At 55.4% G+C, this 15134-nt stretch carries 14 protein-coding genes; 10 read left to right on the forward strand and 4 right to left on the reverse strand.

The genetic code is table 11. The features are described 5' to 3' along the window. Positions 1 to 153: 153 nt before the first annotated feature. Together Q7F15_RS09295 and Q7F15_RS09300 are read left to right on the forward strand one after the other, a co-directional pair. Positions 154 to 1932 carry a 2-oxoacid:acceptor oxidoreductase subunit alpha gene (locus Q7F15_RS09295; RefSeq protein ID WP_171564717.1) on the forward strand — a complete coding sequence of 593 codons (1779 nt, stop codon included), beginning with the start codon at positions 154 to 156 and terminating at the stop codon, positions 1930 to 1932. Then, positions 1904 to 2770, forward strand: coding sequence for a 2-oxoacid:ferredoxin oxidoreductase subunit beta (locus tag Q7F15_RS09300; RefSeq protein ID WP_171564718.1), 867 nt, complete (start codon positions 1904 to 1906; stop codon positions 2768 to 2770). Before Q7F15_RS09295 ends, Q7F15_RS09300 begins: the two co-directional genes overlap by 29 nt. 85 nt (positions 2771 to 2855) lie before the next feature. Here Q7F15_RS09300 and Q7F15_RS09305 read toward each other — a convergent pair whose 3' ends face one another. Further along, positions 2856 to 3893, reverse strand: a complete 1038-nt coding sequence (locus Q7F15_RS09305; protein WP_212132542.1) for a YkvI family membrane protein — start codon at positions 3891 to 3893, stop codon at positions 2856 to 2858. Between the two features lie 52 nt (positions 3894 to 3945). Here Q7F15_RS09305 and Q7F15_RS09310 point away from each other — a divergent pair, with 52 nt between their 5' ends. From Q7F15_RS09310 to ltrA, 4 genes are all read left to right on the forward strand, one after another. Further along, complete coding sequence (locus tag Q7F15_RS09310) at positions 3946 to 4695, forward strand: MBL fold metallo-hydrolase (RefSeq protein ID WP_212132541.1); 750 nt, start codon at positions 3946 to 3948, stop codon at positions 4693 to 4695. Positions 4696 to 4720: 25 nt separating this feature from the next. Then, the gene (mnmM, locus tag Q7F15_RS09315) at positions 4721 to 5284 is read left to right on the forward strand and encodes a tRNA 5-(aminomethyl)-2-thiouridylate-methyltransferase MnmM (protein WP_304415530.1); all 564 of its coding nucleotides are present in this window, start codon (positions 4721 to 4723) and stop codon (positions 5282 to 5284) included. A gap of 205 nt (positions 5285 to 5489) precedes the next feature. Beyond that, positions 5490 to 6569 (forward strand): YheC/YheD family endospore coat-associated protein, encoded by a 1080-nt coding sequence (locus Q7F15_RS09320; RefSeq protein WP_304415456.1) that lies wholly within the window; start codon positions 5490 to 5492, stop codon positions 6567 to 6569. Positions 6570 to 7172: 603 nt separating this feature from the next. Further along, positions 7173 to 8432, forward strand: a complete 1260-nt coding sequence (ltrA, locus tag Q7F15_RS09325; RefSeq protein ID WP_212133750.1) for a group II intron reverse transcriptase/maturase — start codon at positions 7173 to 7175, stop codon at positions 8430 to 8432. Between the two features lie 102 nt (positions 8433 to 8534). Here ltrA and cbpB read toward each other — a convergent pair whose 3' ends face one another. Continuing rightward, positions 8535 to 9005 carry a cyclic-di-AMP-binding protein CbpB gene (gene cbpB / locus Q7F15_RS09330; RefSeq protein WP_171564722.1) on the reverse strand — a complete coding sequence of 157 codons (471 nt, stop codon included), beginning with the start codon at positions 9003 to 9005 and terminating at the stop codon, positions 8535 to 8537. 286 nt (positions 9006 to 9291) lie between these two features. On the opposite strand from cbpB, the gene Q7F15_RS09335 reads away from it, so the two are divergent. Continuing rightward, positions 9292 to 9978, forward strand: a complete 687-nt coding sequence (locus tag Q7F15_RS09335; RefSeq protein ID WP_304415457.1) for a hypothetical protein — start codon at positions 9292 to 9294, stop codon at positions 9976 to 9978. A 62-nt stretch (positions 9979 to 10040) separates the two neighbouring features. Here Q7F15_RS09335 and Q7F15_RS09340 read toward each other — a convergent pair whose 3' ends face one another. Both Q7F15_RS09340 and Q7F15_RS09345 read right to left on the reverse strand, forming a co-directional pair. After that, positions 10041 to 10883 carry a lipoate--protein ligase family protein gene (locus Q7F15_RS09340; protein WP_212132538.1) on the reverse strand — a complete coding sequence of 281 codons (843 nt, stop codon included), beginning with the start codon at positions 10881 to 10883 and terminating at the stop codon, positions 10041 to 10043. A gap of 144 nt (positions 10884 to 11027) precedes the next feature. After that, on the reverse strand, positions 11028 to 12251 hold the full coding sequence (locus Q7F15_RS09345; protein ID WP_304415458.1) for an S-layer homology domain-containing protein: 1224 nt from the start codon (positions 12249 to 12251) through the stop codon (positions 11028 to 11030). 232 nt (positions 12252 to 12483) lie between these two features. Between Q7F15_RS09345 and miaB the strand changes: the two genes are divergently transcribed. From miaB to cotE, 3 genes are all read left to right on the forward strand, one after another. Further along, complete coding sequence (miaB, locus tag Q7F15_RS09350; protein WP_304415459.1) at positions 12484 to 13995, forward strand: tRNA (N6-isopentenyl adenosine(37)-C2)-methylthiotransferase MiaB; 1512 nt, start codon at positions 12484 to 12486, stop codon at positions 13993 to 13995. A 7-nt stretch (positions 13996 to 14002) separates the two neighbouring features. Further along, on the forward strand, positions 14003 to 14440 hold the full coding sequence (locus Q7F15_RS09355; protein WP_171564727.1) for a YlbF/YmcA family competence regulator: 438 nt from the start codon (positions 14003 to 14005) through the stop codon (positions 14438 to 14440). Positions 14441 to 14563: 123 nt separating this feature from the next. Beyond that, on the forward strand, positions 14564 to 15124 hold the full coding sequence (gene cotE, locus Q7F15_RS09360; RefSeq protein WP_171564728.1) for an outer spore coat protein CotE: 561 nt from the start codon (positions 14564 to 14566) through the stop codon (positions 15122 to 15124). The last annotated feature ends 10 nt before the right edge of the window (positions 15125 to 15134 follow it).

A 15134-nucleotide genomic window follows, 5' to 3' on the forward strand; every position in this document is an offset into this window, starting at 1 on the left:
GATCAATACTAATTTGAGTAAAAGCACTTGCATTTTTGCATAGCTCGGACTACAATTGGTACAGTCTATGCACAATTTTGTCACATCTTATCGGAACCTGTCGGGTAAGGTGGGGCAGCTTTTTCTCACAGTCACTGAAGGGGTGGAATCTGAATGATTAGTCAACTTTCCTGGAAAGTTGGAGGACAGCAAGGGGAGGGTATCGAGAGTACCGGTGAAATCTTCTCCATGGCGATGAACCGGATGGGATACCATCTGTACAGCTATCGTCACTTCTCTTCCCGGATCAAAGGTGGACACACCAACAACAAAATTCGTGTGAGCACCAAACCGATGCGCGCCATTTCCGACGATTTGGACATCCTCGTCGCGTTCGACCAGGAGACAATCGACTTCAACGCGCACGAGCTGCGCGAAGGCGGCATCATCATCGCGGACTCGAAATTTAACCCGAAACTGCCGGAAGGTTTGAAAGCGGTTCGCTTTTTCACGGTGCCGCTGACGGAAATTGCCGACGAGTTGGGAACGTCCCTGATGAAGAACATGGTGTCCATTGGTGCGTCTGCTGCCATCCTCGGCATTCCAGTGGAAAGCTTCCGCAATATTGTTGAAGACATGTTCCTCCGCAAAGGCGAAAAAGTGGTGGAAAAGAACATGGAAGCCATTCGCCGCGGATTTGAATACGTCAATGAACTGACGGGTGGACAACTCCCTGAATTCCAACTGGAGAAGGCTGACGGTCAAAAGCAGCTCTTCATGATCGGCAACGATGCGATCGCACTTGGCGCACTGGCAGCGGGTTGTCGTTTCATGCCGGCTTACCCCATCACCCCGGCTTCCGAGATTATGGAATATCTGATCAAAAAACTGCCGAAGTTTGGCGGTACGGTTATCCAGACCGAAGACGAAATCGCAGCCATCACCATGGCAATCGGCGCCAACTACGGCGGCGTGCGCGCCATGACTGCATCTGCCGGCCCGGGTCTGTCCCTGATGATGGAAGCAATTGGCCTTGCCGGTATCACCGAAACACCGGTGGTCATCGTCAACACCCAACGTGGCGGCCCGTCTACCGGTATGCCGACCAAACAAGAGCAATCCGACGTCAACGCCATGATCTACGGTACGCATGGCGATATTCCGAAAGTGGTGATCGCTCCGAGCACGGTGGAAGAGTGCTTCTATGACACGGCTGAGGCGTTCAACATCGCGGAAGAATTCCAACTGCCGGTTATCGTCTTGACCGACCTGACGCTGTCGCTGGGCAAACAGACGGTTACGCCGTTTGACTACAGCAAAGTGGAAATCCGCCGCGGCAAGCTCCTGGCTGGACAAGAACTTCCGCCGAAAGAGCAAAACGACTTGTTCAAGCGCTACGAAGTGACCGAAGACGGCGTTTCTCCGCGTGTGGTGCCGGGTCAAAAATACGGCCTGCACCATGTGACAGGGGTTGAGCACGATCAAACCGGTCGTCCGTCCGAGAACGCTGCAAACCGCGTGCAGCAAATGGATAAACGGATGCGCAAACTGCAAGGCGTGCTGAAAGCCTTCAAGAACCCGATCACCTTCGACGCTCCGCATGAAGAAGCTGACGTGCTGATCGTGGGCATCAACTCCACCATTGGCACGATCCAGGAAGCAAAAGGTCGTCTGGAACAAGAGGGCGTAAAAGTGAACCACGCACAAATCCGCCTGATCCATCCGTTCCCGGCCGAACAACTGAAACCGTACGTGGAAAAAGCAAAACAAGTAATCGTCGTGGAACACAACGCGCAAGCGCAAGTGGCCAACCTGATCAAACTGAACGTTGGACACGAAGAAAAAATCAAATCCGTGCTGAAATACGACGGGAACCCGTTCTTGCCGAAGGAAATCTATACCGAAGTTAAGGGGCTGATTAAACATGGCGACTATGAAAGAGTTTCGCAATAACGTAAAGCCGAACTGGTGCCCAGGCTGTGGTGACTTCTCCGTGCAGGCGGCCATCCAACGCGCCGCTGCCAACGTGGGCCTGGAACCGGAACAGCTGGCGGTCGTTTCGGGTATTGGATGCTCCGGTCGTATTTCCGGCTACATTAACTGCTACGGATTCCACGGCGTTCACGGCCGTGCCCTGCCGATCGCGCAAGGGCTGAAAATGGCAAACCGCGAACTGACGGTTATTGCTGCCGGCGGTGACGGTGACGGTTTCGCCATCGGGATGGGCCATACGGTTCACGCCATTCGCCGCAACATGGACATTACCTATATCGTGATGGACAACCAAATCTACGGTCTGACCAAAGGGCAAACCTCTCCGCGTTCTGCGACCGGTTTTGTGACCAAGTCCACTCCGAGCGGTTCCATCGAGTCGGCAATCTCGCCGGTTGAGCTGGCGCTGTCCGCAGGCGCAACGTTTGTTGCCCAATCCTTCTCCAGCGACCTGAAAGGCCTGACCGAACTGATCGAAATGGGGATCAAGCACAAAGGCTTCTCCCTGATCAACGTGTTCAGCCCGTGCGTGACCTACAACAAGGTGAACACGTACGACTGGTTCAAGGAAAACATCGTACCGGTGGATACCATCGAAGGCTACGATCCGCATGACCGCATCAAGGCCATGTCCTACTCCATGCAGTACAAAGGCCTGATCACCGGTCTGATCTACCAAAACACCGAACAAAAATCTTACGAGCAATTGGTTCCGGGCTTCAAGGAAGAAGGACTGGTCAAACAAGACCTCCGCATCTCCGACGAAGATTTCGCCAAACTGGTTGCAGAATTTGCCTAAGCAGCACAAACGTAAGCGAAAGAACCTCTCCCGCGCGGAGAGGTTTTTTTGTCGGGGTTTTTGTCCATACGCGGCCCGGCAGGGTTCAGACAGAGCGGTTCCAGACTTGGCGGACAAAGAGCATGAACAAAAACAGCAGGACAAGCTGGCCAAACAACGGGTACAAAAAGCGCAGCAGCGGCCCGAAGCCGATGAAGCTGACAGCGTAGCAGACGAGCAGGATGACAAAGACCACGACCGGTCTGCGCAGGCCGGTCGTCTTGTTTACCTGTTCCGACAAGCCAAAGACGTTGGCAGACAGCGTCGAAAAGATCTCGGTGTACACCAGCAGGGAAAAGAAAAACGGAATTCCTTTACCCACGCTCTGCAGGAGGGCGATCATTGGCATCTCCGCTTCGCCGATTCCCGGCATTCCTGCTGACAGGGAGGCGTACGAGAGCAGCAAGAGGATGCCGATGCCTGTTCCTCCCAAAATGCCTCCCCAAATCAGCGGCCGTTCGCTCTCGCTCTCCCTGCCGATCGGCACCAACACTGCTTGTGTCAGCGCAACGTTTAAGGCAACATAGTAGAGAGGAGAGCTGAGCCAGACCCACGGACGGATGCTCACCACCTGCGGACCAATGTCGTTCCACGGCTGCGTGTACAGAAACACGAGCAGGGTGAACCCGATCAACAGGGGAACGAAGAGACTGTTGACCGAGTGAATGCCAAACAACCCTTTCCGCGCCACGAAAAAGGTCATCACCATGCTGATCCAGATGCCCACCTGCGGCGACAGGCGGAACGATTCCCAGAAGATCGCTCCGGTGGCGGCCAGCATGACGGACGTGGTGCCGAGCAGGACGGTAAGCAGGAGTGTATTGAACACGGTGCCAATGGCCCGTCCGAACAAGTACGTGCTCACATCCTGATAAGAATTGGCCTGAATCCGGTAGGCAATCAGCATGATGCGCACACCTGCCCACACAAACAGCAGCGAGGCGAGCAGGATGCCGATGAAACCCTGCGTGCCGTACCGGACAAAAAATTCGACGATCTCTTTTCCTGAGGCAAAACCGGCGCCTACCACTGTACCAATATACGTAAAGGCGATTTGCAGAGCGGCTTTCCATGATTGCTGCATGTCAAACCTCCTGTCCCACTTAATTCATCCTATGAAAGGAAGCGATGTGAATATGCTGGTAACCGTGTTAGGCTTTCAGTCGCCTTATCCGGGGCCAGGCGGTGCCACCCCCGGGTATCTGGTGCAAACTGATCACACCACCCTGCTGCTCGACTGCGGCAGCGGCGTGCTGGCCAAGTTGGGAGAGTTGCTCCCGATCTACGAGCTGGATGCGCTTCTGCTGTCTCATTTTCATCACGATCATGTGGCAGATGTCGGGGTTTTGCAGTACGGATTGATGGTTCATCTACGGGAGGGCGATCGCTCGCCCGATCAGCCGCTGCCGATCTACGCGCCGGGACAGCCGGCAGAAAAAGCAGCAGGGCTTACTTACCGGGAAGCAACCCGCCTGGTTCCCGTAGACGAAAAGTCGCAAGTGACCGTGGGGGACGTGCAGATCAGCTTTCTTCGCACGGACCACGGGGATGGTGACCCCTGCTATGCCATGCGGTTGGAAGCCGGGGGAAAAACGCTGGTATACGGGGCAGACAGCGGACCGAATACGATGTGGGACCCGTTTGCCCGGCAGGCCGATCTGTTTATCTGCGAGGGAACGTTCTTGGAGCGCTACAAGCCGGCAGAGCCCCATGGTCATCTCACCGTGCGGCAGGCAGCGCAGGTGGCGGAATCGCTGGCCTGCCGATCCTTGTTGATTACCCATCTGTGGCCTGCTTACACGGAGGAGGAAGTGCGGGCGGAAGCGGATGTATACCGGACGGGTACGTGCCACATCGCCCGGTTTGGCCTGCAAATCCGGCTGTAATGCATGAGGAGAGGAGAGAATGACGTTGTTCCCCAACGTATTGGAAGTAGCACGAAAATTGATTCGCGAACGCGTCGGAGAAAATGAGACAGTTATCGACGCGACGATGGGAAACGGCAACGACACCCTGTTTCTCGCCCAACTGGTCGGCGAAAAGGGGAGAGTCATCGCCTACGACATTCAGCCGCTGGCCATGGAAAAGACCCGGCAGCGGCTGGAGCGGGAAGGGGTGCTGCAGCGGGTGCAGCTGCAACTGGCCAGCCACGAAGAGATGGCCAACCTGGATGTATCGGCTGCAGCAATCATGTTTAACCTCGGATACCTGCCCGGCGGTGACAAGGCAATCACGACGCAGGCGGCGAGCACGGTCCGGGCGATTGAAGCAGGGCTAAAAATCCTGCGGCCAGGCGGGATCATGACGGTGATGATATACTGGGGCCACCCTGCCGGCCAGGTGGAAAAAGAGGCAGTGGAGGCGTACTGCCAGACACTCAGCCAGCTGGATTACCTGGTATTGAAGTACCAGTACATCAACCAGCAGAATCAGGCGCCGTTTTTGCTGGCGATTGAGCGGCGGCCCGTTATCTAGCGATCGCGTCATTGCGTTTCCCGGGCAAGCGCAGGATACGACAGCGGTGGCGGCATGGGCAAAATCGTGTCGCCTGGCTGTCGGTTGGGCGCGCTCCCGGCAGATCCATTCCCCCGTAATGCACCACGGTGAGCAAAAATAGGCACGCGCTAGCCATGTGTCACTCATATCAATAGGGTGAGGAATGGCAGCAAGGGGGATGACCGTGGACCGAGTAGGCATCATGTTGGATTGGACTGTCTTGCAGAGAGGCATCAGAGGCGACAAGTCTTACGAACGTCTTCCCTATTACGCGGAGATTTGCAAGGAACTGGGGATGGAGCCGGTCTTTTTTCATCCGCGCCATGTGCGGCCAGACGGACAGAGGGTGCTGGGCCATTTTTGGAATGGAAGCCGATTAATTCCCCGCCTGGTGAACGTGCCGAAGGTGATCCACAACCGCGTGCTGTCCAGAAACGGGCGGATACGGGCCACGATCCGCCGGCTGAGCAGGACGCGCACCGTGTTTAACGGGCTGGTGGTGAGGGACAAATGGAGGGTACACCAGATGCTGTGGAAAAATCCCGCCATCCGTACCTACCTGCCGCATACGGTGTTGTTCACACCAGAGAGGCTTCGCATGTTTTTGGACCGGTATCAGACAGTGTACGTCAAACCGGCGATTGGTTCGGTGGGGATTGGCGTTGCCCGCATTGAACGGCACAACAACGCCTACAGGTTTATCGCGTTCAGACGGAACAGAACCTTGTCCCGCAAGAGGCTGATGGCCGAAGCGGCCAGGTGGGTGGGCAAAAGGCGGTTTATTATTCAGCAGGGAGTGCCGCTTGCCCGTTACCAGGGCAAGACATTTGACATCCGCGTGTCGGTGCAGAAAAACGGAAATCAGGAGTGGACGGTTAGCGGCCTGGTCGCCAAGGTGGCCAATCGGGCAAACAAATTGAGCAACCTGGCTCGCGGCGGACGTGCCGTTCCCTTATCACGTGCCCTGGAGCCGCTGTTTACCGCCGAGCAGCAGAAAGAGGTGGTTGAGCGGATCAAACGGGCGGCTGTCGAGATTGCCAGGCAGTATCAGCGCCACTTTCCGTCGCTTGCCGATCTGGGACTGGACATGGGCATCGACAGGCAGGGCCACCCGTATCTGATTGAGATAAATGTGCGGGACCAGCGGTATTCGTTTTACAAAGCGGGAGAACTGGCCATGTTTAAAAAAACCTATCGTCATCCGATGGAATACGCGCGTTCCCTGCTTGCCGGGAATGGAAGGGGCAGGCAGACACGTCCGTAGAGCAAGCAGACCTGGGCCAAACTGGACTAGGTCTGCTTTTTTCAGTGCGCCCGGCATGGGCGGTAGCTATAGGGTGAAAGTCCCGAACGGGGGTTGGCTGTACCAACCGTTAGCTTAAGGCAAGGGTGTCCGCCGTGAGGCGGAATCTGAAGGAAGCCGGCGGCAAAGTCCTGACCTGAGGTACACGAACCCAATTTGAGGCTGTTGTACTCGGGCGAGCCTGCCGAACAAGGTGAAGCCCCATACAGCCAAGGAGTGCAGCAGTAAATTGGGCAGGTACATGGGACGAAAGTTACCGTCCTTACCCGGGGAGGTCTGCATGATACGCCTACTACCGTTGGCAACCGTCTCCGCGAGGGGGCGCTGAACATGCAGAAGTCAGCAGAGGCCATAGTACTCCGATAGAGGACGCTCGAAGGAGGAAGGGCCGAACATCAAGTCAACACATGTTCTAATCCCTTTCGATACGGTGCGTCGAAGCAGAATTCCGAAATGGAACTTCCTCTGAATAGTAGGGGTGAAGCCCCGAGGGTACAGAGAAGGGCTGAGCATCGTACGGCAAGCTTAGCAACATGTGTGCGAAGAGAGGAGTATCGTCAGGGCATGCTGGAGAAAGTGCTGTCACGGGACAACCTCATGGCCGCTCTCAAACGAGTGGAGGCCAACAGAGGTGCTGCGGGAATCGACGGTGTTTCAACCGAACAACTGCGCGACTACCTTCGTCAGCACTGGGCGACCATCCGGTCGCAAATCGAGAAGGGAACCTACAAGCCGTCTCCTGTCCGCAGGGTCGAAATCCCGAAACCTGACGGGGGAATACGATTGCTAGGCATCCCTACCGTGGTAGATCGCTTCATCCAGCAGGCCATCCTGCAGGTATTGACTCCCATATTCGACCCAGAGTTCTCCGACTCCAGCTTCGGGTTCCGTCCAGGCCGCCGTGCTCACAGTGCTGTGCGGAAAGCACAACAGTACATCAACGAAGGATTCCGGTATGTGGTCGACATCGACTTGGAGAAGTTCTTCGACCGGGTCAACCATGATATCCTAATGAGCCGGGTTGCCCGCAAGGTGAAGGACAAGCGCCTTCTTAAACTAATTCGCGCTTATCTGCAATCCGGAGTCATGGTCAACGGAGTGTGTGTCACGACGGAAGAGGGCACGCCGCAAGGTGGCCCCTTAAGTCCGCTGTTGGCCAACATTCTGCTAGACGACCTGGACAAGGAGTTGGAGAAAAGGGGACACCGTTTCTGCCGCTATGCGGACGACTGCAACATCTACGTCCGCTCCAAACGTGCGGGTGAACGTGTAAAGGCAAGTGTGGAGCGATACTTGACCAGGGTTCTCAAACTCAAGGTAAATCAACAGAAAAGTGCGGTGGACCGCCCGTGCAACCGGAAGTTCCTCGGCTTTAGCTTTATTCCGGGAAAGGAAGCGCGGATACGTCTGCATCCCAAATCGATCACCCGGTTAAAAGGACGAATTCGCCAATTAACCAACCCACATCGAAGCATGACCATGCAGGAGAGGATTCAAAAACTCAACCAATACCTCATGGGATGGATCGGGTATTTTGCGCTGGCCGAGGCGAAAACCCATCTTCTGCGAATAGAGGAATGGATTCGCCGAAGGCTCCGGCTCTGTCTATGGACGCAGTGGAAACGAGTTCGTACGAGGTACCGCGAACTTCGTTCGCTTGGATTTTCTCACAACAGAGCACTGGAAATCGCAAACACCCGAAAGGGGGCGTGGCGGACAACAAAATCCCCGCACATGCACAAAGCCCTTGGTATTGCCTACTGGCAACAACAAGGGCTGATGAGTTTGATACAGCGATATTTCACACTTCGTCAAGCTTGGTGAACCGCCGTATACCGGTCGGTACGTACGGTGGTGTGAGAGGACGGGGGTTAACCACCCCCTCCTACTCGATTGGCGAGCGGAGTAAATTGTCGCTTACTGTATTCATGAATGATCGGTGAATTGTTTTTCCGCAGCAGGGGAGGGGAGGTTGCGGAAGTGGCGGTAGAGGACCGCGAGAATCGACCTGCGGGTCAGGATGCCCTGAAAAATCCCGGTGTCATCCTCGATGCAGATAAACGGATGATTAATCGACATCTCCAAGGCTTTGAGAAACTCATCTGACTCTTTCATCCGGGGGACTTTGGTGTTCATCACGTCATCGACGGTGTAGTCGGACAGCTTTTCATATTCAAACCGTTCAAGTCCCAATATCTTGTTGACGATCATTGTGGTGCTGATCTGGCCGTGCAGCCGGTAGGAGTGGTCCAGTACGGGTATGGCAGAATATCCGGTTTTGGTAAGCACGAGCAGCGCGTGTTCCAGTGAATTGCCCAACTGCACGTGGGCCACCTTGGTCGAAGCGATGACCAATTCGTTGAGTTTGGTGTGCAGCAATTGCTCAACCTGCTTCAAACAATCCACCACCTTTTTTCGTCTCTGACGGCACGGCAGTACCGTACCCTTGTGGTTCACTTCTATGATACCGTATGGCGTAAGCGTACGGTAGTCCTGCCTGAAAAAAAGCCCGGCAGTATGTCGTACAATCGTTCAAGGCGGGGAACAAGCGGACCTTGTTCGCAGGACCTTGTGCCGTACGCGGGACGTTGGTCGGATGGACGTGTAACCGAATGGCTGGTTCCATCGTATTACAAATGGACGCCTATTGTCTTTTTGTATGTATGCAAGGAGTTGGATAGTCATGCGTAAACCCATCTGGGGAGCGGTCGCCTTGATGATGCTGGTATCGGCCGGAATAGGGCTGTTGGCCGGCCGTTTGCTGATCAAGCCAGCCGGCCACTCGGAGCAGGCATTGGGCACGTCGGCTGTGCCTGCGTGGATGGTGGAAGACATGCGCGAACGGCTGGACACCTCACTGCGCTCCCGCGTAATGCCGGATCGGATACATGTCATGACGCTGCCGCCGGTTACACAGAACCAGTCGACTTCGCAGCCCGTCGATCTGGCCGGTTCACTCACGCTGGACGGTGAAAAAGGCTTGTTCGTCGTGTACGCAAGCGAAGATGGAGACTATCAGCCCGCCTACAGCAAGAATGAACCTCTCTTCAGTCTCCAGCAAGCCGGCGGCGGATACCTGGTGGTGACGACGGTAAAACCGGCCAGCCACGGTCAGGAGCGCACGCTGTACGTGCTGCGAAAAACGTCTTCCGGCTATCAGGAAGTGTGGAGCGGTGTGGCCGCCTACCGGCATAAACAGGGAGAGACGACAGAACTGCTGGACGGTACCGTTCAGATTGACCCCAGGCGCCATACGATGATCTATTTTCAGCTGGAACGTACACTTGATCAAACCGGCTTCTCTTTGATGGAAAAAAGCTCCTACGAACTCTTGCGCTACAATGAGCGGTCTAACCGTTTCGAAAAGTGACGCAAATCAAAAGCGCCTCTCTTTACGAGGCGCTTTTCACCTGTGCAAGGTATGATAGGGGATCAGCCCGGCAAATGCCAGTCGGGCCTGATCAGTTCATCCGCCGTAAACGCGAACAACCCCAACCGCTCGGCGAGATGGTGCCGGGATTCTTCCACCAGTGTCTTGGGCACGGCAAACGGTGCGGGGCTGATCGGCCACTCCCTGCGGATGGCGGTCAGCAGCCGTTCCTTGACGTCCGAGACGGTAACGGGGCGGCCGGTCAATCCGGCGATGCTGCCCACTGTGTTCCCGTCGATGAAGGGAATGGGACGGTGATTGTCCATGTCAGCGAGGCCGGCTTTCGCGTAGAAGCGTTCCATCCACGCACCGCGCGGCTGTTCCTCGACGTTGATGCACAATTGCAGGATCGACCCGAAGCGGGTGCGCCGTTGGGCCATGCCGCCGATTTTTTTGCCGCCAATCGAGAAGTCGTATTCGCCCGCGCAGTAGGAACCAGTCACTTCGCCAAACTGCATGTCGCCGTACTCGCGCAATCCCACATGCAGCATCCGGGCGACGAATTGGAAAAAAGCGTCGATCGCAATCGACGTGTCGGGCAGCAGACAGGCGAGGTTGAGCACGCCCGCGTCCAGCGGCACACAGGCTCCGCCGGACGAGCGCAGCACGCAGCCGAAGCCGTCTTGACCAAATTGGCGCAGCGCCTGTTCCAGCCGCGGCAGCTTGGCGTCGCGGCGGCCCAGGTAGAGCGCCTTGTCGTACACCCACAGGTGGATGACTGGTTGGGCGTCGTCCCGGTTCATGTAAGCAGCCAGCGCTTCGTCGCGAATCAGCGGCTCCAGCGGGTTGTCACGATAGACACCGGAATCCATCCAGCGGAACGGCTGAGTAACAGTAAAGGTCATAGGAAACTCCTTCCCCGGTCAAGAATCGCTACCATTATACAACTGTACCTTGTTCATTTCTAGTGATCTGCACCGCAGCAAGTTTGCCGGGAAAGAAAAAACCGCTTCCGCTCAGGGGTCCCTGGAAACGGAAGCGGTGCGGCGTCACGGCTGTGCTGTAAAGGAGAAGTTATCCAGATAGGTGATGCTGCGCGGCGCGTCTTTGGTTGCGTTACGCTGCAGATAGAGTCCCAGCTTGGTACCCTCTGGTTTCACTTTTTGCTGTCTGAAGAGGAACTGGTCGTTCATGTAGATGGAGACGCTGTCGCCGTCGACGACCACTTTCAGCCGGTTGCTCGTTTTCAGCTTGTAGGAACCGGACGCGATCACGTCAATGTCGGCGTCCTTGGCGTCTTCCACGCGGGCGAGCGTGACGCGGTCTTTGTTGACGAAGACGACATGGGCTGCGCCGTTCTTGCCGTTGAAGTACACGCCACCCAGCCCATCGGAGCCGCTCACGTTGACATCGACGGTCAATTCGTAACGTTTCGTGTTTTTGTCTTCATCCCAGATGAGCGGCAGGAAATAGTGATGCAGATTTTTCTCGGTGGAAATGGCAGTCACCTGCTTGTTGACGACGCCCCAGGTACCGACGGCATGATCGGTGTCCCAGTTTTTCAGTTCGGTATCGCTGAAGTTGTCGCTTACACTGCGCGGCAGCTCCGGTTTATCCGGGTTGGGGAAAACCACTTTGGTCTCGTCATCGTTTCGGTCCAGAAGCGCACGGTACAGGAGCGAGGCTGCTTCGGCGCGGGTGATCGGATCAAGCGGACGGAACTCGTTGTTGTACCCTTTCATCAGATTGGTCTGGATCGCGATGGCGATGTACGGACGGAGGTTGGGCGAAATTCGCTCATGGTCGCGGAAACGTTTCAACACGTCCTGGTCCGCCTTGTGCGTGCGGTCGTAGCCGAGCAGGCGAACCAGCGCCACGGCGATGTCTTCCCGGACGGCGTACTGATCCGGCTTGTAGTAGTAGCGGGTGCCCGACTTGTAGCCTGTCAGGTATGGCTTGGCATGCTCCACGTAAAGGAACGCCCAATGCGACTTCGGCACATCCACAAACGTTTGACTTACCTTGTTCTTGCGAATGTCCACGCCGGCCGCGGCAATCATGATCTTGGCAAATTCAGCGCGTGTGACCTGATTGTTGGGCCGGAATTTGCCGTCCTCGTACCCCTTGATAATCCCTTTGGCCGCCATCTCGGTGATTTCCTTGTAGGCCCAATGGCTGCGGGGCACATCGGAGAACGAGGGCGCCGCCTGAACGAACGGCACGAGAGTCAGAATCATCAAAATCGCCAGAAAAACAGATAGGACTCGCTTCATGGGAACCTCCTGTTCGGGGTATATCGTTTTGCTGCTATTCAGACGGCGGACGGGTCGGCAATGTTGCACGTGGACCAGCCCGATTCAGAAAAATGTGAAAAAAGTCGCAGGAAAATGGTTTTCCAGAAAGATTCACTGGAAGTTCCTGATTTATTCGTTAAAATAAAATGTTCTATGCTATAATGTGTTGATGGTAAACCGTAAAACCAATGCTTACTGAGGTGATAGACAGATGACAATGAAAACTGAGGCGACTACGGACTTAAAATCCGGCAAGTCCCCGAAAACAACAGCAGACTACGCCAAGTACTTCCAGCCCCCTTCCTTGAAAGACGCGAAAAAACGCGGCAAGGAAGAGGTTAAGGTGCATTACGACTTCGCCATTCCGGAAGACATGAAGGATATCGGGAAAGGCAAGCGCTACTACGTACGCACCTACGGCTGTCAAATGAATGAGCACGACTCCGAGACAATCGCCGGGATTCTTCAGCAAATGGGCTACAGCCCGGCCGAAGAAGCAGAAGATGCGGACGTAGTGCTGTTCAACACCTGTGCGATCCGGGAAAACGCCGAAGACAAGGTGTTTGGCGAACTGGGCAACATGAAGCGGGTGAAAAACAACAACCCCAACCTGATCCTCGGCGTCTGCGGCTGCATGTCGCAGGAGGAAAGCGTGGTCAACAAGATCCTGAAAAGCTTCCCGCATGTTGACCTCATCTTTGGTACGCACAACATTCACCGCCTGCCGGTGCTGCTGCGCGACGCCATGTTCAGCAAGGAAATGGTGATCGAGGTGTGGTCCAAAGAGGGCGACATCATCGAAAACATGCCGAAGATCCGCGAAGGCAACATCAAGGGTTGGGTCAACATCATGTACGGCTGTGACAAGTTCTGTACGTACTGCATCGTGCCGTACACGCGCGGCAAGGAGCGCAGCCGCCGTCCGGAAGACGTGATCGCAGAAGTGCGCGAACTTGCCCGCCAAGGCTTCAAGGAAGTCACCCTGCTCGGTCAAAACGTCAATGCGTATGGAAAGGATTTCCAAGACATCCGGTTTGGCTTCGGCGACCTTTTGGACGAGATCCGCAAGATCGACATTCCGCGCATCCGCTTTACCACCAGCCACCCGCGCGACTTTGACGACCGTCTGATCGAAGTCCTGGCCAAAGGGGGCAATCTGGTGGAACACATCCACCTGCCTGTCCAGTCCGGTTCCAGCGAAGTGCTGAAGCGGATGGCCCGCAAATACACGCGCGAACACTACCTGGAATTGGTGCGTAAAATTAAAGCGGCGATTCCCAACGTGGTGTTTTCCACGGACATTATCGTCGGCTTCCCCGGCGAGACTGATGAGCAATTCGAAGAAACGCTCTCCCTCGTGGAAGAGGTCCGTTACGACTCCGCCTATACCTTCATTTATTCGCCTCGCGAAGGTACGCCGGCTGCCGTCATGGAAGACAACGTGCCGATGGAGGTAAAAAAGGAGCGTCTCTACCGCCTGAACGAGCTGATGGCGAAGATCAGCCTGGAGCAGAACCAGAAGCTGCACAACCAGGTCGTCGAGGTGCTGGTGGAAGGCGAATCGAAAAACAACCCCAATGTGCTGGCTGGCCGCACCCGGTCCAACAAGCTGGTGCACTTCGTCGGCGACAAATCGCTGATTGGTCAGTTCGCTCACGTACGGATCACGGACGTGAAGACGTGGACCCTGCACGGAGAGATCGTGACAAAAGTCGAGGTGTAATGGAGCGATGGAACAAACAAGCCTGTACACACACAACGAGATTTTGGAAAAGGCCCGCGAACTGGCTGTAATGATTGCCCGCACCAAGGAAGTCGATTTCTACAAACGGGCCGAGCAGCAGATCAAACACAACGAACGCGTTCAGGAGCTGATCGCGGAATTAAAGAAGAAACAAAAACAGATGGTCATGTTTGAATCGATGAACAAACCGGAGCTGGCGAAAAAAGTGGAAGCGGAGTACAACCAGCTTCACGAGGAACTGGACGCAATTCCGATCGTTACTGAATTCAAACAGTCTCAAGTGGACGTGAACGATCTGCTGCAGATGGTCACAAACGTGATCGCCAACACGGTGTCCGAACGCATCATCCTGGACACCGGCGGCAATCCGCTCACCGGCGAAACAGGCGGCGGACCGGAAAAATCCCGCGGCTGCTGTTCGTAACAGGCGAATAAACGGCACGATCAATTCCCGACAATCCTCCCCAAAATGACAGTGGGTGTTTGCACCCTAGTCGAATGCCCTGCATACAAATGTACAGAAACGTTGTATGGAGGAGGTAAAGAAATGTCGGGTATAGACAAAGACCTGCAGTGCCGGGAACTCATCGCAAAAGCCGTCTGCGGTAAAGGTCATAAATTCTCCCAAACGACCCACACCATCATTCCGTCGCATACTCCTTCGACTGTCCTCGGATGCTGGATGATAAACACGAACTTCCAGGCGGAGCTGGCGGGGGATGCGGTTGAAGTGACTGGTACGTACGACGTCAACCTGTGGTACTCGTTTGCCAATAACACCCAAACCGACGTCACGCGGGAAACCGTCAAGTTCTCCGTACTCGTTCCGCTTACGTTCTTCGACAAACATTGCCGCGGCGACCTGGAAATTATCGCCCGGGCTGTGGAACAGCCGAAGTGCGTCAAAGCCGAACTGAGCGGCGGTGGTACTGTCACGGTGAAAGTGGAAAGTGAATTTGCCGTCGAAATTATTGGCGAAACCAAAGTGTGTGTGGTCGTTTGCAACAACTGCGATGACAAGGACTTCCACCTGCTCGGTGACTACGAAGACAGCAGCGACGAGTTTGACGACTTTGATTCGGCCACATTGCTCGACGAATTGGATTAAGAGGAGAGGC

It is taken from the genome of Brevibacillus aydinogluensis, assembly GCF_961514395.1.
In the GTDB taxonomy this organism is placed as follows: Bacteria; Bacillota; Bacilli; order Brevibacillales; family Brevibacillaceae; genus Brevibacillus; species Brevibacillus aydinogluensis.

What these genes read in the sequence shown, in the direction of transcription:
- Q7F15_RS09335 (WP_304415457.1), top strand. Translation starts at nt 9,292, where the DNA reads ATGCGTAAACCCATCTGGGGAGCGGTCGCCTTGATGATGCTGGTATCG.
- ltrA (WP_212133750.1), top strand. Translation starts at nt 7,173, where the DNA reads ATGCTGGAGAAAGTGCTGTCACGGGACAACCTCATGGCCGCTCTCAAA.
- Q7F15_RS09355 (WP_171564727.1), top strand. Translation starts at nt 14,003, where the DNA reads ATGGAACAAACAAGCCTGTACACACACAACGAGATTTTGGAAAAGGCC.
- Q7F15_RS09340 (WP_212132538.1), bottom strand. Translation starts at nt 10,883, where the DNA reads ATGACCTTTACTGTTACTCAGCCGTTCCGCTGGATGGATTCCGGTGTC.
- miaB (WP_304415459.1), top strand. Translation starts at nt 12,484, where the DNA reads ATGACAATGAAAACTGAGGCGACTACGGACTTAAAATCCGGCAAGTCC.
- cotE (WP_171564728.1), top strand. Translation starts at nt 14,564, where the DNA reads ATGTCGGGTATAGACAAAGACCTGCAGTGCCGGGAACTCATCGCAAAA.
- Q7F15_RS09345 (WP_304415458.1), bottom strand. Translation starts at nt 12,251, where the DNA reads ATGAAGCGAGTCCTATCTGTTTTTCTGGCGATTTTGATGATTCTGACT.
- Q7F15_RS09295 (WP_171564717.1), top strand. Translation starts at nt 154, where the DNA reads ATGATTAGTCAACTTTCCTGGAAAGTTGGAGGACAGCAAGGGGAGGGT.
- Q7F15_RS09305 (WP_212132542.1), bottom strand. Translation starts at nt 3,893, where the DNA reads ATGCAGCAATCATGGAAAGCCGCTCTGCAAATCGCCTTTACGTATATT.
- Q7F15_RS09300 (WP_171564718.1), top strand. Translation starts at nt 1,904, where the DNA reads ATGGCGACTATGAAAGAGTTTCGCAATAACGTAAAGCCGAACTGGTGC.
- Q7F15_RS09310 (WP_212132541.1), top strand. Translation starts at nt 3,946, where the DNA reads ATGCTGGTAACCGTGTTAGGCTTTCAGTCGCCTTATCCGGGGCCAGGC.